This window comes from Streptomyces sp. NPDC058052, from assembly GCF_042885515.1.
Classification (GTDB): domain Bacteria; phylum Actinomycetota; class Actinomycetes; order Streptomycetales; family Streptomycetaceae; genus Streptomyces.
On the sequence record NZ_JBHVRX010000005.1, the window covers coordinates 79,749 to 98,738 of the forward strand.

An 18,990-nucleotide genomic window follows, 5' to 3' on the forward strand; every position below is an offset into this window, starting at 1 on the left:
ATCCCGAAGACTGGATGAACGACGATGCATCGGTACAGGTCCCACACCTGCGGCGAGCTCCGCGCCTCTGACGTCGGCACCGACGTCCGGCTCAGCGGCTGGCTGCACAATCGGCGCGACCTGGGCGGCATCCTCTTCATCGATCTGCGCGACCACTACGGCATCACGCAGCTCGTCGCCCGCCCCGGCACGCCCGCCTACGAGGCCCTCGACAAGCTGACGAAGGAGTCCGTCGTCCGCGTCGACGGCAAGGTCGTCTCGCGCGGCGCGGACAACGTCAACCCCGAACTGCCCACCGGCGAGGTCGAGGTCGAGGTCGGCGCGGTCGAGGTCCTCGGCGCCGCCAAGCAGATCCCCTTCACCATCAACGCCGACGACGGCGTCAACGAGGAGCGGCGCCTGGAGTACCGCTTCCTCGACCTGCGCCGCGAGCGCATGCACCGCAACATCATGCTGCGCTCCGCCGTCATCGCCGCCATCCGCTCCAAGATGGTGGCCCTCGGCTTCAACGAGATGGCGACCCCGATCCTCACCGCGACCTCCCCCGAGGGCGCCCGTGACTTCGTCGTCCCGTCCCGTCTCAACCCGGGCAAGTTCTACGCGCTCCCGCAGGCCCCGCAGCAGTTCAAGCAGCTGTTCATGATCTCGGGCTTCGACCGCTACTTCCAGATCGCGCCCTGCTTCCGCGACGAGGACGCCCGCGCCGACCGCTCGCCCGGCGAGTTCTACCAGCTCGACGTCGAGATGAGCTTCGTCGAGCAGGAGGACGTCTTCCAGCCGATCGAGAAGCTCATGACCGAGCTCTTCGAGGAGTTCGGCGGCGGCCGCCACGTCACCTCGCCGTTCCCGCGGATCCCGTTCCGCGAGTCGATGCTCAAGTACGGCAACGACAAGCCCGACCTGCGCACCGACCTGGAGCTCGTCGACCTCACCGACGTCTTCGAGGGCTCGGAGTTCAAGGCGTTCGCCGGCAAGCACGTCCGCGCCCTGGCCGTCCCGGACACCGGCGACCAGCCGCGCAAGTTCTTCGACTCCCTCGGCGACTACGCGATCTCGCTCGGCGCGAAGGGCCTGGCCTGGATCCGCGTCGGCGAGGGCAACGCCCTCACCGGCCCGATCGCCAAGTTCCTCACCGAGGAGAACGTCAAGGTCCTCACCGAGCGCCTGGGCCTGGAGCCCGGCCACGCCGTCTTCTTCGGCGCGGGCGACTTCGACGAGGTCTCCAAGATCATGGGCCCGGTCCGGGTCGAGGCCGCCAAGCGCGCCGGCCGCTTCGAGGAGAACGTCTTCCGCTTCGCGTGGATCGTCGACTTCCCGATGTACGAGAAGGACGAGGAGACCGGCAAGATCGACTTCTCGCACAACCCCTTCTCCATGCCGCAGGGCGGCCTTGAGGCCCTGGAGACCAAGGACCCGCTGGACATCCTCGGCTGGCAGTACGACATCGTCTGCAACGGCATCGAGCTGTCCTCCGGCGCCATCCGGAACCACGAGCCCGACATCATGTTCAAGGCGTTCGAGATCGCCGGCTACAGCCGCGAGACCGTCGAGTCCGAGTTCGCCGGCATGCTCCGCGCCTTCCAGTACGGCGCCCCGCCGCACGGCGGCATCGCCCCGGGCGTCGACCGCATCGTCATGCTCCTCGCCGACGAGCCCAACATCCGCGAGACCATCGCGTTCCCGCTCAACGGCAACGCGCAGGACCTCATGATGGGCGCGCCCACCGAGCTCGACGAGACCCGCCTGCGCGAGCTGAACATCCAGCTCCGCAAGCCGGTCGAGAAAAAGCTCGTGGACGACCGCCCGGTCACGGACGCGGTCCACCCGGACGCCGCGCGCTAAGCACTCCGCGCACGAGGGCCGCGCTCGGCACTCCGCGCACGAAGGGCCCGGAATCCCCGACGGGGATCCCGGGCCCTTCGCCGTTCACGCCTCCGGCGACTCCCACCGCTCCTCGCCGTCGTGGACCTCCCCGGTCGGGACGAGCCCGGCGGCGCGGGCGACGGCGGCGGAGGCGGCGTGCTCGGGGTGCACGTGCGCGACGACGGTACGGACCCGGGGCCGCAGCCACCCGACGAGCGCCCGGGCCGCCTCGGAGGCGTACCCCCGTCCCTGCCAGGCGGTCCCGACGACCCAGGCGACCTCGGCCCCTTCCCCGTTCCCGGTGACGGTCGCCTGGACGGTCCCGACGAGCCGCCCGTCCTCCCGCGCCCGGACCACCCAGTTGCACCAGGTCGTCCCCGGCTCCGGCGCCCCGGCCTCCCACCGCACGTACCGCGCCCGCAGCTCCTCCGGGCTCTCCGGCGTACCCCCGATGAACACGTGCAGCGCCGGATCCCCCAGCACCCCGGCCATCTCCTCGGCGTGCCCGACCTCCAACGGCACGAGCTCCAGCCGCTCGGTCCGCATCACCTCGACGGCGACGCCTTCTCGCGCGCTCTCGACTCCCACTCGCCCACCCTCATCCGTTTCCGGCACCGGTGCCGGACGACGGTCATCCTTCCAGCCGGGCGCAGCCGCGTCGGCGGGGCTGGTGTCGGAGCCACCGCAGAGGGGGCAAGGGGTCGAGCCCGGGGCTCGGAAGCAGGTGTCGCAGCTCTCGCAGTAGAGGAGGGGAGGGGGCGGGGGCGTCGGGGCTGCCGGCAGCGCCGGGGGCCGGGCGTCGAGCGGGGGCGCCGGGGGGAGGTGGGTGGTCAGGCGGTGGGCCAGGAGGGCGGGCGGGCAGCGGATGGGGGCGGTGGGGAGGCCGGTGGTCAGGGCGTGGCGGACGGTCTCGGGCGAGGTTCCGCGCTCCAGCCAGGCCGCCACGCCGGGGGCGAGGTGGTCGGTGTCGGTCGCGGAGAGGTGCAGGCGGGGGTCGGCGTCGCTCAGGCCGATGAGGACGAGGAGGGCGGAGCGGAGGAGTGCGCGGGCCGGGAAGCCGGGCTGCGGGACGGGTGGGAGGGGGCGGCGGGCCGGTGGTTCGGGCGCGTCGGCGGAGGCCGGGGCCGGGGCGGGGGCTGTTTCCGGGGGCGGAGTCGGGGCCGGGGCCGGGGCTTTTTCCGGGGGCGGGTTCGGGGCCGGAGTGGGGTTCGGGGCCGGAGTCAGTGCGGGTTCGGGTTCGGGGTGTGGCTTCGGCTCCGGCTTCGGCTCCGGCTCGGGGCGGGGGGCCGGCTGCGGGGTTTGCCTGCGTGGGGGCTTCGGAAGGGGGTCCTGGTCCTGGGGCGGCTTGTGGCAGAAGACGGTGTGGGTGGAGACGCGGCCGTCGGGGGTGCGGACGACCGTGCGGCGCAGGTAGCCGTGGGCTTCGAGGGCGTTCAGGGCCCTCGCCACGGCCGTCCTGCCGAGGTGCAGGTCGTGCGCGAGGGTCCTGATGTCCACGGGGGTGCCCTCGGGCAGCGACGCGATGTAGGAGGCGACGCCGATCGCCACGCCGCCCAGCGCCTGGTGCTGGAGGAGGGCGTTGTCCAGGACCGTGAAGTCGCGGGTGAGGCGGGTCCGTTCGTGGCACACACCACCGGAAGTACGCCGGGAAGAGTGGTTCTTGGGGTGTGAGCGGGACGCGGGGCGGGGCCGCCCACTACGCTGTCGGGTATCCATCGGGGAAGGGCTTGCTTCCTGGTTGGTAGGCCCTCGCAACGGGAGTGCAATCCCTGCGAGGGCCGACGCATTTCTGCGGACGGTCGGTATGGCGCTGAGACTAGACCAGTCAACCCACCCCGAAACGCCATCAGTTGGCATATTCACTCGCGTGAGTGACCGCGCTCCCACGTCCACGCGAGGGTGGGTGGGTGGGAGTTCTTTCCCCCGGTTCTTTGTCTTCTAGGCGCCCGCGCCACCGGCGTCCGGTCCGCCGGATCCCGGTGTGCCGGACCCCGGTCCGCCGGGCTCCGGTGGCGGAGAGGGCGGGCACGAGGAGCCGGCCGACGACGAGCGGTACCTGCGGGGGGCGCGGCTCACCGGCGGCAACGGGGTCGACGGGTTCACCACGGTCTTCCCGGGCCGGCCCCTCAGCGGGCGTGCTCCTTCAGGAACGCGCCCGCCAGCGCCGCCGCCTCCTCCTTCGTGGGGGCGGCGGCCGCGTCGCTTCTGGTGCCGTCGGCGGCCGTGGCCGCCCACGTCCAGGCCCCGTCGGCCGGGGTCAGTTCGGCCCGGCCGCCGAAGAGGTCGAGGGCGGTGGCGCCGGGCGCCGGGCGGCTCACCGCGTCCGGCCACTTCTTGCGCGCGCCCTGCCGGGTGATGCCCCAGACGGCGCCCAGCTGTTCGTAACTCGCCCCGTACGAGCCCGCCGTGCCGGCGGCGACGGCGGTCAGGCGCTTGACCTCCTGGTCCACCACCTTCCAGGCGGCGAGGACGGAGAGCGCGATGTCCACCGGCTCCCCGTGCCACATGTGCTCCTCCGGCTGCCCGGTGGTGCGGGCGCGGAGGGCGGCGGCCAGGGGGTTCAGGGCCTCGTGGAGCGCCGTTTCGAGGCCGGTCAGGTCTTCCGCGGGAAGCTTCTCCGAGAACGTCATGCGACAACTGTAGTTTACCGAACAGGGTCATGGGAACTCTTGTTTACATGACAGTCGAGTCGGAGTTCTCCAGGAACGGCGCAGCCGCCGGCGGGTGCGGCGGCCACACCGCGCCGTGGTGCGGCGAGGCCCCGCCGTCCGCGCGGTCCATCGTCCGCTCCGCGGCCCGACCGATGGCGTTCTGTGCGGAGGCTGTCACATCGCCTCCGGCCGCTCCGTCACTCCGGTGTACGGCCCCTCCCGGGGCCCACAGCCGGAGGAGTCCCGATGTCCACCACCGCCACTGTCGTCACCGCCGTCGCCGCGTTCATGGCGGGGTTCTCGGGCGCCTCGGTGCTCTTCCGGGCGAAGTTCGTCGTCGAGCCGCTCGCCGCCTACGGCGTGCCGCGGACGTGGTGGAACGGGCTCGGGGCGCTGAAGCTGGCCGGCGCGGCGGGGCTCGTCGCGGGCTTCTGGATACCGGTGATCGGCACCCTCGCGGCGATCGGCCTGGTGCTGTACTTCACGGGCGCGGCGATCACCGTCGTCCGGGCGCGGGCATACGGGCACGTGGCCTTCCCGCTGCTCTACCTGGCACCGGCCGCCGCCTCGCTCGCCCTGATGTGAGGACGGCGAAGGCCGCCGTCCCGGGCGGGGCGGCGGCCTTCATCGCGTCCGTGCGGACGTCAGTCCTTCTTCGGCTCCTCCAGGCGCGGGAAGAGCACCGCGCCCTTCGTCACCGTCGCACCGGCCGGGAGCTGGCCCCAGCGGGCCGCGTCCTGCACCGGCTGGGCGGCCAGGGCGCCCAGCACGGGCTCGGCACCGAGGGACTCCCACAGCTTCTGGGAGGACTCCGGCATCACCGGGTTGAGGAGGACGGCGGCGGCGCGGAGGGACTCGGCGGCCGTGTAGAGGATCGTCGCCAGGCGGGCCCGGCCCTCCTCCGACTCGTCCTTCGCGACCTTCCACGGCTCCTGCTCCGTGATGTAGCCGTTGACCTGCTTCACGAAGTCGAAGACCGCCAGGATGCCGCCCTGGAAGTCCAGCTCCTCGCCGATCTTGGCGTCGGCCGTCGCGACCGCCTTCGCCAGACCCTCCTGGACCGCCTTCTCGGCGTCGCCGTCGGCCGCCGAGGCCGGCAGCTCGCCGCCGAAGTACTTGCCGACCATCGCCGCCACGCGGGAGGCGAGGTTGCCGTAGTCGTTGGCCAGCTCGGAGGTGTAGCGGGCGGAGAAGTCCTCCCACGAGAACGAGCCGTCCTGGCCGAACGCGATCGCGCGCAGGAAGTACCAGCGGTACGCGTCCACGCCGAAGTGCGAGGTCAGGTCCTGCGGCTTGATGCCCGTCAGGTTCGACTTCGACATCTTCTCGCCGCCGACCATCAGCCAGCCGTTGGCCGCGACCCTGCCCGGCACCGGGAGGCCCTGCGCCATCAGCATCGCCGGCCAGATCACCGCGTGGAAGCGGAGGATGTCCTTGCCGATCAGGTGGACGTTCGCGGGGAAGGTCTCGTCGAACTTCTCCGGGTTCTCGTTGTAGCCGACCGCCGTCGCGTAGTTCAGCAGCGCGTCGATCCACACGTAGATCACGTGCTCGCTGTCCCACGGAACCGGGATGCCCCAGTCGAAGGTCGAGCGCGAGATGGAGAGGTCCTCCAGGCCCTGCTTCACGAAGTTCACGACCTCGTTGCGGGCCGACTCCGGCTGGATGAAGCCCGGGTTCGCCTCGTAGAACTCCAGGAGCTTCGGGCCGTACTCGCTCAGCTTGAAGAAGTAGTTCTCCTCCTTGAGGATCTCCACCGGCTTCTTGTGGACGGGGCACAGCTTCGTGCCGTCCTCGGCCTCGATGAGATCGCCCGGGAGCTTGAACTCCTCACAGCCGACGCAGTACGGGCCCTCGTAGCCGCCCTTGTAGATCTCGTCCTTGTCGTACAGGTCCTGCACGAACTCCTGGACGCGGTCCGTGTGACGCTTCTGCGTGGTGCGGATGAAGTCGTCGTTCGCGATGTCGAGGTGCTCCCAGAGGGGCTTCCACGCCTCCTCGACGAGCTTGTCGCACCATGCCTGGGGCGTGACGTTGTTCGCCTCGGCCGTGCGCATGATCTTCTGACCGTGCTCGTCCGTGCCGGTGAGGAACCACACCTTCTCGCCGCGCTGACGGTGCCAGCGCGTGAGCACGTCGCCTGCGACGGTCGTGTAGGCGTGGCCCAGGTGAGGAGCGTCGTTGACGTAGTAGATGGGGGTCGTGACGTAGAACGCCTTCGCCCCCTGCTTCTCGGATCCAGTGGCCGCCATGGTCGAAATCCTAACGGTCGTACGAAGATCCACTCACATCGAGAGCAGGGGGCGGAGCGGGGGCCGGCGGGGTGCGCCGGAGCGGGGCTACAAGGCGAGACCGGTGACGACGCCCCGGTAGAACTCCGCGTGCGGGGTCTCGACCGGCGCCGGGCCCGCGAAGTGCGTCGCGGTCCGGTCCGCGGTGAGCTTCCGCAGGTAGTCGAACGCCTTGCCGTCCTCCTCGCCCCAGGCGGTGAACCGCCAGTGCACCGGGCGTCCGGCGGCCTCCGCCAGGGCCTGCGTCGCGGCGGTACGGGACTCGGGGGCGCCGTCCGTCTGGAAGACCACCAGCGCCGGGCGGGCCGGGTCCGCCTTCTCGTGGTGGGCCAGGACCTCCTCGACGGCACGGTGGTAGTTCGTCCGGCCGAGACGGCCGAGACCGGCGTTGATCTCCTCCACGCGGGTGGGGGTGAGGTCGGCGGGCGCGAGGTCGACGACCCCGTCCACGTCGGTCGAGAAGAAGACGGTGGTCACCGTCGCCTCCTCGTCCAGGTGCGCCGCGAGCGCGACGGCCTGCTCGGCGAGACGCTGCACGGACCCGTCCTTGAAGTACCCGCGCATCGACCCCGACCGGTCGACCACCAGATACACCTGGGCCCGGGCCCCCACGAGCCCTTCCTTCCGCAGCACCTCGCCGGCGGCCTCGTACGCCTCGACGAGCCGCGGCGCGACCGCCTCGACCCGCGCGAGCGGAACGGCGGCGCCCCTGCTGTCGCCGGTGTCCGCGTCGGCGGCCTCGGCGACCGGCTCGGCCTCCGCGGCAGGAGCCTCGGCGACCGGCTCGGCCTCGGCGGCAGGAGCCTCGGCGACCGGCTCGGCCTCCGCGGCAGGAGCCTCGGCCTCCACCGCCGCGCTCGCCACGACGAGCTCCTCGGTTTCCGGCGCGGCGGCAGCGTCGTCGTCGACCTCCGCCGTGGGCTCCGCCTCGGTGGTGTCGGCCTCGGCCTCGGCCTCGGTGTCCGCGGTCGGCTCGGCCGGGACGACGGCGTCCGCCTCCGGCGTGACCTGGGCCTCTGCCGGCTCGGCCGTGACGGCGGCGTCCGTGTCGGCGGCGGCCTCGGGCTCCGACGCGTCCGCGTCGACGGCCGTCGGCTCCGCCTCGGCGGGGGTGGTCTCGGCGGTGGTGTCCGCCTCCGCTTCCGAGGGAGCCGCGTCGGTGACAGCGTCCGTCTCCGGCGTGTCGGCGACGGCGTCGGGCTCCGACGCGTCCGCGTCGACGGTCGCCGTCGGCTCCGCCTCGGCGGGGGTGGTCTCGGCGGTGGCCGCCTCGGTCTCCGGCGCCGGCTCCGCCTCGGCGGTCGTCTCCGCCTCCGGCTCGTCGGCGTCCGCGTCCGCCTCGGCGGCGACCTCGGCATCCGCCGCATCCGCCGCAGGCTCGGCCTCGGCCGCAGGCTGCACGACCTCCGCCTCAGTCACGGCCTCCGCCGCGACCGCCGCGTCAGCCGCAGGCTCCACAGCCTCCGCTTCGGCCACGGTCTCCGTCTCAGCCTCAGGCTCCGCCGGGACCTCAGCCGCAGCCTCAGCCTCCGCCGGGACCTCAGCCTCAGCCTCAGGCTCCGCCGGGACCTCAGTCACGGCCTCCGCTTCAGCCGGGACCTCCACCGCAGCCTCCGCCGGGACCTCAGCCGCAGCCTCAGGCTCAGCCGCAACCTCCGCCTCCGCCTCGGCCGCAACCTCCGCCGCGACCTCCTCCTTGGCCTCCGCCTCGGGCTCCGCTTCCGCGGGCTGGGGGGACGTGCGGGCCTTGGGGATCTGGGGGTTGTCGAAGGAGGCGGCCACCAGGTCGTCGGCGGCCTTGCGGGCGGCCGCTTCGGGGGCCTCCGGGGCGGGGGTCTCCGCGGGGGTCTCCGCGGAGGTTTCCGCGGGGGTCTCCGCAGGGGGTTCCTGCGTCGATGCCGCGGGGGGCTCCGGGGTCTGGTCCTGCGGGGCCGGGGACGTGTCTCCGGGTTCGCGGGACTGGGGAGGGACGGAAGGGGTCGCGGGATCTTCGCGGTCGCGGCCGAATACCTTGCGCAGCAAGCTCCGAATACCCATGGGCGAACCCTTTCGCATGAGTTGGATGCGGTATGCGTCCTTCATCCCTGGCCAGGGCGGACACGTAAGGTTAGCGGCCACGTCCTCCGGTTCCGCGGACCCCGTCGGTCACGGTTGCCGCGCATTCATCCGGCGTTCATTCAGCCGCCGCCCCCGTGCAGATGTGCGCACATACCGTCACGGCCGAACGGATTCCCGACACCATGTCGGCGCAGTGCTGCGCCGGAGGAGGACCACGTGCGCAAGCTGCTGCCGATGATCGGCTCCCACCCTCACGGAAGCGGACGTTCCGCCCTCACCTGCCGGTTCCGGTGCGGTGACGCCTGCTTCCAGGAGGTGCCGAACACCAGCGACAACGAGTACGTCGGCGACGTCATAGCCGGTGTGCTGTCCCGCCGTTCCGCGCTCCGCGCCGCCGCCGTCGCGACGGTCGCGACCGCCGCGGGCGGTTCGCTGGTGCTCGGTTCCGCCCCGGCCGCCGAGGCGCACCCCGGGCACAAGCCCGCGCCCAAGGCCGACGGCGCCCGCGGCCTCCGCTTCGCGCCGGTCGCGCCGAACACGGCCGACCAGGTCACCGTCCCGTCCGGGTACGGGCAGAACGTCGTCATCCGGTGGGGCGAGCCGATCCTCCGCGGCGCCCCCGCCTTCGACTCCGAGAAGCAGACCGCCAAGGCGCAGGCCGGACAGTTCGGTTACAACAACGACTTCCTCTCCCTGCTGCCGCTGCGCGGCGAGCACGGGCGCCAGGTCCTCGTCGCCAACCACGAGTACACCGACGAGATCCTGATGTTCCGCGGCTACGACGCCGCCAACCCGACCCGTGAGCAGGTCGAGATCGCCTGGGCCGCGCACGGCCTCTCCGTCGTCGTGGTCCAGGAGGAGCGCCGGACCGGCAAGCTCGCCCCGGTCTCCCGGCACTACCTGAACCGCCGTCTCCACACCACCAGCGAGTTCGAGCTGACCGGCCCCGCGGCCGGCGGCGCGCTGGTGCGGACCTCCGCCGACCCGGAGGGCCGTACCGTCCTCGGCACGCTCAACAACTGCGCGGGCGGCACCACCCCGTGGGGGACCACCCTCCACGGCGAGGAGAACTTCAACCAGTACTTCGCCAACGGCTCGTCCGCCACGGACAAGCGGTACGGCGTCGGCACCGGTGCCTCGGAGCGCAAGTGGGAGCGGTTCGACAAGCGCTTCGACCTCGCGCAGGAGCCGAACGAGATCCACCGCTTCGGCTGGGTCGTCGAGCTCGACCCGTACGACCCGGACTCCACGCCCCGCAAGCGCACCGCGCTCGGCCGCTTCAAGCACGAGGCCGCGCAGCCGCGCCTGACCGACGACGGCCGTCCGGTCGTCTACATGGGCGACGACGAGCGGTTCGACTACTTCTACAAGTTCGTCTCCTCGAAGCGGATGATGAAGGGCGAGTCCCGCCGGGCCCGTGCCCACAACCTCACCCTGCTCGACGAGGGCACGCTGTACGCCGCCAAGCTCACCGGCGACTCCCCGGCCGCCGAGATCGACGGCACCGGCAAGCTGCCGAACGACGGCGAGTTCGACGGTTCCGGCACCTGGATCCCGCTGGCCACGGCCGGCCCGGAGGGCGCCGTCTCGCACGTGCCCGGCATGACCGCCGAAGAGGTCTTCGTCTTCACCCGCCTGGCCGGTGACAAGGTCGGCGCGACGAAGATGGACCGCCCCGAGGACGTCGAGCCGTCCCCGCGCTCCGGCCGCGTCTACGTCGCCCTGACGAACAACTCCAACCGCGGCAAGGGCACCAACCCCGGTGCCGACGAGGCCAACCCGCGCAACCTCAACAAGCACGGGCAGATCCTGGAGCTGGCCGAGCACTGGGACGACCCGTCCTCCGACGGCTTCGCCTGGCGCCTCTTCCTCGTCGCCGGCGACCCGAACGACCCGGCCACCTACTTCGCCGGCTACCCGAAGGAGAAGGTCAGTCCGATCTCCTGCCCGGACAACGTGGCCTTCGACCCGCACGGCAACCTGTGGATCTCCACCGACGGCAACGCGCTCGGCACGCACGACGGCCTCTTCGGCGTCGCCACCCACGGCGAGCGCCGCGGTGAGCTGAAGCAGTTCCTCACCGTCCCCAAGGGCGCCGAGACCTGCGGCCCGGTCATCCAGGACCGCCGCGTCCTCGTCGCCGTGCAGCACCCGGGCGAGATCGACGGCGCCTCCGTCGAGAACCCGGCGTCCACCTGGCCCGACGGCCCGGGCACGATCGTCCGCCCGTCCGTCGTCGCCGTCTGGCGCAACGACGGCCGCGACATCGGCGTCTGACCGGCGCCCGATCCGGCGGGCCCGTGAGGGCCCGGGGGACGGTCAGCCGACCCCCAGGCCCTCACGGAAGCGGACGAACTGCTCCTCCGGTTCGCCCGTGTACGCCCACGGCACCCACGCCGCCCGGGTCCCCAGCAGGCCCACCAGCTCCCGTGCCGGCTCCACCTGTCCCGCGTAACAGGCGGCGTGCGCGAGGAAGTTGAGGTCGCCGACCTCTTCCGGGGCGACCGGGCGGGAGCGGTCGCGGCCGCCGATCCAGCGGTCGTAGGTGCGGCGCAGCTCGGTCACCGCCAGCTCGTGCTTCCAGTGCTGGTCGAAGCCGCGCACCGGGCCGCGGCCCAGCGCCCCGTCCGCGATGTAGCGGTACTCCTCCACCCGCGCCACCTGCACCAGGACGGGCAGGGCGGAGCCGGGCGGAGCCACCCCCGCCGCGTCCCGCGCGAAGTCGTACATGGAGCCGTGGGTGCCGTGCCAGCGGGCCGACAGGTAGCGCAGGACCTGCACGTGGCCCTCCGTGTTGTACGGGTCGCGGCGTCGCAGCTCGTCGAACCAGTAGCGCAGTTCGCGGCGCGGTACCCCGCCCTCGTACAGCCGCGCCACCGACAGCAGCGACACCCACGGCATCGGGTCGGCGGGGGCCGCGTCCGCCGCGCCCCGGCAGGCGTCCACGGCGGCGTCGATCCGGGCCCGGTCCACCGCGGCGCCCCGGCCGGCCGCGATGGCCGCGTCGAAGACCCGCACCACCTCGGTCGCCGCCCGGAGCACCGCCGCGTCCGCGCTGCGGGGTTCGGCGGCCCGCCAGGTCTCGACGGTGGAGCTGCCGGCGGCGGCGTGCGACAGCAGCCGGATCCGGTGGGTGCGGCGGGCCCAGTCGTCACCGGTCGCGGCGAGCAGGTCCCGTACGCCCTGCCAGCGTCCGATCACGATGTCGTGACGGGCCTCGGTCAGCGCTCGGTCACCGAAGTCCGGGTCGAAGTCGGGCGTGAACCGATCCGCGCGGGACCGTCTGAGGGCGCGTCGGCGTACGCCCATGGGGACCTCCTTCGGTCGGTGCGTCGGTGGTGCGGCGGATGGGGGCGTCAGAAGTCCGTGGCGTAGCTCTTGTCCCGCAGGCGGGTGCCCGGGGACGCGGGGGCCGACTCGTCGGCGGCGGCGAGGGCGCGGGAGGCGTCCAGGCGGGCGGGGCGGTAGTAGTCGCTGCCCTTGCGCCAGTACACCGCCATCGGGACGAGTCCGGCGGCGAGACCGCCGAGGCCGATGGTGAGGGCGGTGGTGGACAGCGCGCCCAGCGACTCGACGAAGGCCCACAGCATGAAGGCGGAGCCGAGCAGCGGCCACACCCCGCCCAGCAGCAGGTTCTTCACCGAGCGCAGTAGCAGCGACTTGTACGCGACGACGGCGGCGATGCCGGCGAGGCCGTAGTAGAAGGCGATCTGGAGGCCGATCGCGGAGACGGCGTCCCGCAGGATCCGCTGCACGGAGTCGGCGGCGGCCGCGGTGCCGAAGAGGACGAGGGCGGCGACGCCGACGGCGGTCACCGCGACCCACGGGGTGTTCCAGCGGCGGTGGACCAGGCCGAGGGCGGCGGGCAGGGTCCGGTCGCGGCCCATCGCGAAGAGCGAGCGGGTCACCTGGAGCAGCGTCGTCTCCAGGGTCGCGACGGTGGAGAGGATGACGGCGACGATGAGCAGCTTCCCGCCGGCGCCGGGCCAGATCTCCTCGCCGAGGACGGCGAGGACGTTCGGCCCCGCTGCCAGGATCCGGTCGGCGGGCAGCAGCACGTTGACCGCGACCGTGAACGCCTCGAAGAGGAGGAAGACGAAGCCGACGCCGACGAGCGCGGCGAGTCCGGCCGTCCGCCGGCTGTCGCGGGTCTCCTCGCTGAGGTTGCTGGTGACGTCCCAGCCCCAGTAGTAGAACGCGGCGATCAGCGCGCCCGCGGCGAAGCCCTCGGGCCCGTGGAAGTGTCCGAGGCCGAACCAGGACCAGTCGAAGGCGACCGCCTGGCCGCGGTGCGCCACCGCCGCCAGGATGAAGGCCAGCAGGATCGCCATCTCGATGCCGGACATGAGGAGTTGGGCCCGTACGGTGAGCCGGGCGCCGCCCAGCACGACGCCGAGCATCAGCAGGAACCAGCAGGCGCCGACGCCGGCCGCCAGCGGTGTGGAGGCGGCGAGGTCCTCGTCGAAGAGGGCGAGGGTCAGCGCCCCGGCCGGCAGTGATCCGGCCACCATGAACACGGTCGCCGCGAAGACCAGCGCCCAGCCGGAGAGGAAGCCGAGGAAGGGGTGGAGCGTGCGGCCCACCCAGGAGTAGCCGGCGCCCGCGTTGACGTCGATCCGGCCGAGGCGGGCGTAGGCGAGGACGATGCCGAACATGGGTATCGCGCAGTAGAGCAGCGCGGCCGGTCCGGCGAGCCCGACCGCACCGAACAGCACGGCGGTCGTCGCGGCGACCGAGTAGGCCGGGGCACTGCCCGCGACGGCCATGACGATCGTGTCGAAGGTGCCGAGGACATTGGGCTGGAGCCCTCTGCTGGTGGTCGTGCGCATGACGGTGTCCTCGGAGTCCTGGGAGCGGGTGTGGGGGTTCCGGACGACGGAGGGGGGAGGAGACGGCGGCGGGGAGACGGCGGCGGGGAGGCTGCGGTGGCGGGGCGAGAGGGTGGGGCGGGCAGGGTGAAGTGGCCCGACCGGCGAGCCGGTTGGCCGGCCGGGAGCGGGCGCGGGCAGGGGTGCGGGCGCTGATCACGTCGGGGCGGTCGAGCGCATCGTAGTCGCCCCGGTGGAATCCGGTAACGGTGGCAGGAGGGTTCCGTTCCGTGACCGCCGGTAAGTCCTTCCTCGCGCCCCCGCGTACCGTCTCGGAAGGGGTTTATCGCAGTTCGGGACCGGCGATGGCGCGGGCCGCGCGCACCTCCTGGCGGAGCGGTTCGAGGACGCTGTCCTCGTCTCCGGGCAGCTCCGTGCGGACCGCGACGAGGGTGTCCGTGGCGCGCAGCCCGTCCGAGAGTTCCCGCAGCTCCCGCGCCACCTCCGCCACCTCCGCCGGGTCCGGTGGAGCGGCGCCGTGGGTGACCCGGATCCGGGCGGCCGTGGTGGCGTCCACGATCCGCTCGACGGCGATGGTCAGCGGCCACCAGGCGGCGGCGCGGGTGCCGGTCGGCGGCGGTTCGGTGAGCGCGCGCTGGAACTCGGAGCGGACCGCCGAGAGGTCCCGGTACAGCTTGCGGCGGGCCCGCAGCCGGCCCGCGTCGGCGTCGGCGCCGAAGGCGCGGTCCACGTAGACGGCCGAGTCCGCCACCGCGTCGGCGAGCCGGTCGCCGATCCTGCTGTGCCAGGACTCCGGCCACAGCAGATAGCCGGCGATCAGCGCGATGGCGCAGCCGATGAGGGAGTCGTACAGGCGGGGCAGGACGAGGTCGAAGCCCTGCTGGTTGAGGGCGTCGGAGAGCAGCAGGATGACGGGGGTGATGGCCGCCGTCTGGAAGGCGTACCCCTTCGCCGAGAACGCCGGGATCAGCGCGGCGAGCACCGCCATCACCGGCACGTCCCACCAGCCGCGCGGCACCTCGGCGAGGACCAGCGCGGCGGAGACGAGGCCCAGGCAGGTGCCGACGGCGCGCAGCACCGCCCGGGAGAAGACCGAGCCGAAGTCCGGCTTCATCACGAAGGTGACGGTGAGCGCCACCCAGTACGAGCGGGGCACCGCGATCAGCGACACCAGGGCCTGGGCGAGGCCGACGCAGAGCGCGAGGCGGAGCCCGTACCGCCAGGACGGTTCGGAGAGCAGCATCGTGCGGGCGGCGCGGCGGGCGCGGACGGTGAGCTTGGCGGGGCGGCCGAGCCAGTCGTCGGCGTGCGGCCGCCCCTTCGCCGGTGGCCTCGGGGAAGGGGCGGGTCCGGACTCGTGGACGACGGACACGGCGTGCCGGAGGGCGTGCTCGACGGCCTTCTCCGCGGGCCGGGTGGACGGCGGGAGGTCCGGCTCGGGCCGCTCGGTCCGGCCCGTCTCCACCGCGTCCGCGAGGTTCCGGACGGTCGCGGCGACGGCCGGCGGCAGCGGGCCGTACAGCCGGACGCGCAGGTCGGCGGCGGGCGCGGCCTCCAGGAGCGGGATGAGCACGTTGAGCTGGGCGAGCAGCCGGGCCAGCGAGGAGGTGCGGCCGTGCTGGCGGGTGCGGCGGGCGAGGAGCAGGTCGTACGACTGGTTGAGCGAGGCGGTGACCGCCTGCCGTTTCTCCTGGTACGCCTCCGAGCCCGCCGCCTCGTACAGTTCGGCCACCGTCCGGTAGGTGGCGGCGACCGCGGCCCGCTCCGGCGCGGCCCGCCGCAACGGCCAGCCGAGCAGTGTCAGTACCAGCACCACCAGCCCGCCCGCGGTCAGCAGCAGCGGCGCCTTCCACCACGGTTCCGGCATGGGCAGGCCGGCGCCCACCACGGCGTTGAGGAGCAGCAGCAGCCCGGAGGCGGAGGCGACCGCGCCGATCGAGGAGATCATCCCCGAGACGAGCGCGACCAGGGTCAGCGTCACCACCGCGAGCCACCCCTGCCCGAAGACGAGCGTCCCGAGCGTCACCCCGAGCGCGCCGAACAGCTGCGGCACGGCGATGTTGAAGACCCGCATCCGGTAGGCGTCCGCTGTGTCCCCGATGACTCCGGAGAGCGCCCCCATCGAGACGAGCGCCCCGTACGTCGGCTCCCCCACGGCCAGCCCCACGGCCAGCGGCAGCGACAGGGCGAGCGAGGCCCGCACGACGGCCGCCCACGGAACGGGCGCGGGCGCGGGACGGAGACCCGCGGTCAGCCACGCGGGAGGAACCAGTCGGCCATTCCCCCGCAGTCCACGCGCCATGCCCCCAACCTACGCGGGCGGCGCGGCGGCTGCGCCCGGCCCGTCCACCGTCCGGGGCACCGGGTCAGTTGCGGTAGGACTCGACCTCCGCGGCGGGGCGGAGGGCGGCGGTGTCGGGGTCCTCGCCGAACTCGGCCTTGGCACGGCGCTGGCGGAGCAGGTCCCAGCACTGGTCGAGGCGGACCTCCAGCGCGGCGAGGCGTTCGAGCTCCTCGGGGAGGAGACCGCCGGTGCGCCGGCGGAGGGCGCGCTCCTCCTCCACGAGCGCTCCGATGTCGTCGAGGATCTGCTCGTTGTCCATGCTCCCAGCGTCGCCGATCAGCGCCCGTCGTGCAGGTCGAGGTCGGCGACGACGGCCCGGTGGTCGCTGCCGGGGAGCCGGGGGAAGCGGGTGGCGACGGCGGTGACGTCGGGGGTCGTGAGGACGTGGTCGATCTGGACGTAGGGCGGCAGGGGGCCCTCGGCGGGCCAGGTCGGGGTGCGGGAGGCGCCGGTGGCGCGGGCCGCGTCGAGGAGCGGGCCGGCGGCGGCGACGGAGCGGAAGGCGGCGTGGTCCTGGGAGGCGTTGAAGTCGCCGGCGAGGATCAGGGTCTCGCCGGGCTTCCGGGCGGACACCGCGTCCCGGAGGCGGCCCAGTTCGGTCTTCCAGAGGCCGGTCTGGCCGGGCACGGGCGGCATCGGATGGGCGAGCTGGAGCCGCACCGGCCGGCCGGCGACGGTCGCGGTGGCGCCCGGCATCCCCATCACCCCGGGGACGACGGACCGGTCCCGCAGCGGGTAGGCGCTGAGCAGGACGGAGCCTGCGGAGCCCTCCGCGTCGACGGCGGCCCGGTGCGGGAGCTGCCGGGAGAGCGCGGCGGAGAGGGCGCGCCCGCAGGCGGGGTCGCATTCGGAGACGTAGAGGAGCTGCGGCCGCTCCCTGCGCGCGAGGTCGACGAGGGAGCCGGTGGCCTGCCCGAACTCGACGTTCGCGGCGACGACCCGGATCCGGGCGACCGGGATGCCGTGGCTGACGACGAGCAGCGGCGTGTACGGCAGGGACGCCCAGACGGTGGCGGTGAGGACGAGCACGGCGAGGAACGCGAGCACCCGGCGGCGGGCGGCGGCCGCGAGGAGCAGCCCGAGCCCGGCGGGGACGGTCAGCCAGGGCAGGAAGGAGAGGAGTTGGGGGAGGGGCGTGTCGCCGTCGGTGTCGAGCCCGCGGCAGCCGGCGACGACCGCGGGGACGACCAGGAGCAGCCCGGCGGCCCAGGCGAGCGCGCGGTCGCGGCGCCTGGGCCGGAGGGGTGGGGCCGGGGACGGGCGGAGGGCGTCGGACGCCGCGCCGCCCGGGTCCGTACCGGTCGCTGCGGTGAGGGCTCGGTCCACGCCCTCAGTGTCGCAGGGCCTGCGCGATCTCCGCGGTCGTCGCGCCGCCGAGCGTCCGATTGCTGCGCGCCGTACCGGACTTGGAAGCCGAGGCGGGGACGGCGTCGATGGTGAGGACGACCGTGTCGAGGAGGTTCCCGCCGTCGTCCCGGAAGGTGACCATGACGGTGTAGTCGGCGGCCTTGTCCAGGGGGTTGGTGGCGGTGATCGTGGCGACCGTGCGGTCGCCGTCGACGGAGGTCGGCCCGGCGCTCACGTCACCGGAGGCGTTCACGCCGTCCTTGATCTGGTCCATCTTCTCCTGCGCGGCCGAGGCGACGGCGGCGGTCGCCGAGGAGACGATGTCCCCTGCGGCCTCCTTGGCGGCGTCGCACCCGGTGGCGGCCCCGGTGACGGCGAGGGCGAGGGCGGCCGCGGCGGCCGCCCGCCGCAGCCGGGCCCGTGGTGTCCGGGCCGCCTGTCGTGGTGGGTTCATCGCTGGTCTTCCGCCGCCGGTCAGTACCGCTCGCCGGGACCGTACGCGTCGTCCGTGGCGAGGGCCCAGATCACGAAGATCGAGATGGCCATCGAGAAGAGCGCCCACCACGGCTGGTAGGGCAGGAACAGGAACTGGGCGAGGACGTTGAGGGACGCCAGGCAGATACCGGCGACGCGGCCCCACTCGGCGCCCTTGAGGATCCCGTAGCCGGCGATCGCGACGACGATGCCGAGGATCAGGTGGATCCAGCCCCAGGTGGTGAGGTTGAACTTGAAGACGTAGTCGCCGACGCGGGTGTAGATGTCGTCCTCGGCGATCCCGGCGATGCCCTGGAAGATGTCCATGATGCCGGTGACCAGCATGAGGACACCCGCGAAGAGCGTCCCGCCGGAGGCCCACGCCCCGGCGGAGCTCGACTTCTGCGGGCGGGGGGCGGCGTCCGGTCGAGGAGGTGTGCTGTTCTGGCTCATGGCCCCATCGTGGGAGCAATGGGGCATTTCGTCCTTTCGGCTGGGCCGGACGGGTGAGGGCCGTTCTCTTGCGCGCTTCTATTCTGGATGTGTAGAGTCCAGAATTATGAGGATGAACGAAGGCGTGGAATGGGCGCTCCACAGCTGCCTCAACCTGGCCTGGATCGGGCCCGGCCGGGCGGTCACCGCGGCACGGCTCGCCGCCTACCACGAGCTGCCCGCCGCGTACCTCAACAAGCAGCTCCAGGCCCTCGTCCGGGCCGGCCTCCTCACCTCCGTCTCCGGACCCAAGGGCGGCTTCCGGCTCGCCCGCGGGCTCGACCGGATCACCCTCATGGACGTCGTCACCGCCGTGGAGGGCGCGGACGAGGCGTTCCGCTGCACCGAGATCCGGCAGCAGGGCCCCGGGGCGAGCCCCTCGGGCGCGTACGCCGCCGAGTGCGCCATCGCCGGCGCGATGGGCCGCGCCGAACTGGCCTGGCGCCGCGAACTCGCCGCCCAGACCCTGGACGCCGTCCGCGAACGCGCCGAACAGCAGGCGCCGGAGGCGCCGGACCGGATCCGGCGGTGGTTCGCGAACGTGGGGTGAGGGCGGCGCGGTGCGGGAGCGACCCGGCGTCCGGTCCCCGCCCGCGATCCACATTCTGGATATTGAGCATCGAGAAATCGTCTTCCGTCGT

General features: G+C 73.1%; 15 protein-coding genes. 4 read left to right on the plus strand and 11 right to left on the minus strand.

The window, feature by feature from the left end:
* The first annotated feature begins 24 nt into the window (after positions 1–24).
* A complete protein-coding gene (gene aspS, locus ACFVU3_RS09190; protein ID WP_390065042.1) occupies positions 25–1,842 on the plus strand; it encodes an aspartate--tRNA ligase in 1,818 nt (605 codons plus the stop codon).
* Positions 1,843–1,926: 84 nt separating this feature from the next.
* On the opposite strand, the gene ACFVU3_RS09195 is transcribed toward aspS, so the two are convergent.
* Positions 1,927–2,409: a GNAT family N-acetyltransferase gene (locus ACFVU3_RS09195; RefSeq protein ID WP_390065453.1), complete on the minus strand. Its 483-nt coding sequence runs from the start codon at positions 2,407–2,409 to the stop codon at positions 1,927–1,929.
* A gap of 1,580 nt (positions 2,410–3,989) precedes the next feature.
* Positions 3,990–4,493, minus strand: coding sequence for a hypothetical protein (locus ACFVU3_RS09200; RefSeq protein ID WP_390065043.1), 504 nt, complete (start codon positions 4,491–4,493; stop codon positions 3,990–3,992).
* Between the two features lie 267 nt (positions 4,494–4,760).
* Between ACFVU3_RS09200 and ACFVU3_RS09205 the strand changes: the two genes are divergently transcribed.
* Positions 4,761–5,099 (plus strand): DoxX family protein, encoded by a 339-nt coding sequence (locus ACFVU3_RS09205; protein ID WP_390065044.1) that lies wholly within the window; start codon positions 4,761–4,763, stop codon positions 5,097–5,099.
* Between the two features lie 59 nt (positions 5,100–5,158).
* On the opposite strand, the gene metG is transcribed toward ACFVU3_RS09205, so the two are convergent.
* Complete coding sequence (metG, locus tag ACFVU3_RS09210; protein WP_390065046.1) at positions 5,159–6,766, minus strand: methionine--tRNA ligase; 1,608 nt, start codon at positions 6,764–6,766, stop codon at positions 5,159–5,161.
* Positions 6,767–6,853: 87 nt separating this feature from the next.
* The gene (locus tag ACFVU3_RS09215) at positions 6,854–8,224 is read right to left on the minus strand and encodes a VWA domain-containing protein (protein WP_390065048.1); all 1,371 of its coding nucleotides are present in this window, start codon (positions 8,222–8,224) and stop codon (positions 6,854–6,856) included.
* An 855-nt stretch (positions 8,225–9,079) separates the two neighbouring features.
* Here ACFVU3_RS09215 and ACFVU3_RS09220 point away from each other — a divergent pair.
* On the plus strand, positions 9,080–11,140 hold the full coding sequence (locus ACFVU3_RS09220) for a PhoX family protein (protein ID WP_390065049.1): 2,061 nt from the start codon (positions 9,080–9,082) through the stop codon (positions 11,138–11,140).
* A gap of 42 nt (positions 11,141–11,182) precedes the next feature.
* Here the strand turns inward: ACFVU3_RS09220 and ACFVU3_RS09225 are convergent, their stop codons facing one another.
* The 7 genes from ACFVU3_RS09225 to ACFVU3_RS09255 all read right to left on the minus strand — a co-directional run bounded on the left by ACFVU3_RS09225 (position 11,183) and on the right by ACFVU3_RS09255 (position 18,310).
* Entirely contained in the window at positions 11,183–12,172 is a 990-nt protein-coding gene (locus ACFVU3_RS09225; protein WP_390065050.1) for a hypothetical protein, read from the minus strand.
* Positions 12,173–12,219: 47 nt separating this feature from the next.
* Positions 12,220–13,692 (minus strand): APC family permease, encoded by a 1,473-nt coding sequence (locus ACFVU3_RS09230; RefSeq protein WP_390065051.1) that lies wholly within the window; start codon positions 13,690–13,692, stop codon positions 12,220–12,222.
* Positions 13,693–14,014: 322 nt separating this feature from the next.
* Positions 14,015–15,994 (minus strand): FUSC family protein, encoded by a 1,980-nt coding sequence (locus tag ACFVU3_RS09235; protein WP_390065053.1) that lies wholly within the window; start codon positions 15,992–15,994, stop codon positions 14,015–14,017.
* A gap of 64 nt (positions 15,995–16,058) precedes the next feature.
* Entirely contained in the window at positions 16,059–16,295 is a 237-nt protein-coding gene (locus tag ACFVU3_RS09240; RefSeq protein WP_390065054.1) for a DUF2630 family protein, read from the minus strand.
* 17 nt (positions 16,296–16,312) lie between these two features.
* Positions 16,313–17,362, minus strand: coding sequence for an endonuclease/exonuclease/phosphatase family protein (locus ACFVU3_RS09245; protein ID WP_390065056.1), 1,050 nt, complete (start codon positions 17,360–17,362; stop codon positions 16,313–16,315).
* A gap of 4 nt (positions 17,363–17,366) precedes the next feature.
* Positions 17,367–17,837, minus strand: a complete 471-nt coding sequence (locus ACFVU3_RS09250; protein WP_390065058.1) for a hypothetical protein — start codon at positions 17,835–17,837, stop codon at positions 17,367–17,369.
* Positions 17,838–17,857: 20 nt separating this feature from the next.
* Positions 17,858–18,310 carry a hypothetical protein gene (locus tag ACFVU3_RS09255; protein ID WP_390065060.1) on the minus strand — a complete coding sequence of 151 codons (453 nt, stop codon included), beginning with the start codon at positions 18,308–18,310 and terminating at the stop codon, positions 17,858–17,860.
* 112 nt (positions 18,311–18,422) lie between these two features.
* On the opposite strand from ACFVU3_RS09255, the gene ACFVU3_RS09260 reads away from it, so the two are divergent.
* Positions 18,423–18,899, plus strand: a complete 477-nt coding sequence (locus tag ACFVU3_RS09260; RefSeq protein ID WP_390065062.1) for an RrF2 family transcriptional regulator — start codon at positions 18,423–18,425, stop codon at positions 18,897–18,899.
* Positions 18,900–18,990: the final 91 nt, after the last annotated feature.

Bases quoted from the DNA above. Each gene is read 5' to 3' on its own strand.
- aspS (WP_390065042.1), top strand. From the start codon at position 25: ATGCATCGGTACAGGTCCCACACCTGCGGCGAGCTCCGCGCCTCTGAC.
- ACFVU3_RS09195 (WP_390065453.1), bottom strand. From the start codon at position 2,409: ATGCGGACCGAGCGGCTGGAGCTCGTGCCGTTGGAGGTCGGGCACGCC.
- ACFVU3_RS09200 (WP_390065043.1), bottom strand. From the start codon at position 4,493: ATGACGTTCTCGGAGAAGCTTCCCGCGGAAGACCTGACCGGCCTCGAA.
- ACFVU3_RS09205 (WP_390065044.1), top strand. From the start codon at position 4,761: ATGTCCACCACCGCCACTGTCGTCACCGCCGTCGCCGCGTTCATGGCG.
- metG (WP_390065046.1), bottom strand. From the start codon at position 6,766: ATGGCGGCCACTGGATCCGAGAAGCAGGGGGCGAAGGCGTTCTACGTC.
- ACFVU3_RS09225 (WP_390065050.1), bottom strand. From the start codon at position 12,172: ATGGGCGTACGCCGACGCGCCCTCAGACGGTCCCGCGCGGATCGGTTC.
- ACFVU3_RS09230 (WP_390065051.1), bottom strand. From the start codon at position 13,692: ATGCGCACGACCACCAGCAGAGGGCTCCAGCCCAATGTCCTCGGCACC.
- ACFVU3_RS09235 (WP_390065053.1), bottom strand. From the start codon at position 15,994: ATGGCGCGTGGACTGCGGGGGAATGGCCGACTGGTTCCTCCCGCGTGG.
- ACFVU3_RS09240 (WP_390065054.1), bottom strand. From the start codon at position 16,295: ATGGACAACGAGCAGATCCTCGACGACATCGGAGCGCTCGTGGAGGAG.
- ACFVU3_RS09250 (WP_390065058.1), bottom strand. From the start codon at position 17,837: ATGAACCCACCACGACAGGCGGCCCGGACACCACGGGCCCGGCTGCGG.
- ACFVU3_RS09255 (WP_390065060.1), bottom strand. From the start codon at position 18,310: ATGAGCCAGAACAGCACACCTCCTCGACCGGACGCCGCCCCCCGCCCG.
- ACFVU3_RS09260 (WP_390065062.1), top strand. From the start codon at position 18,423: ATGAACGAAGGCGTGGAATGGGCGCTCCACAGCTGCCTCAACCTGGCC.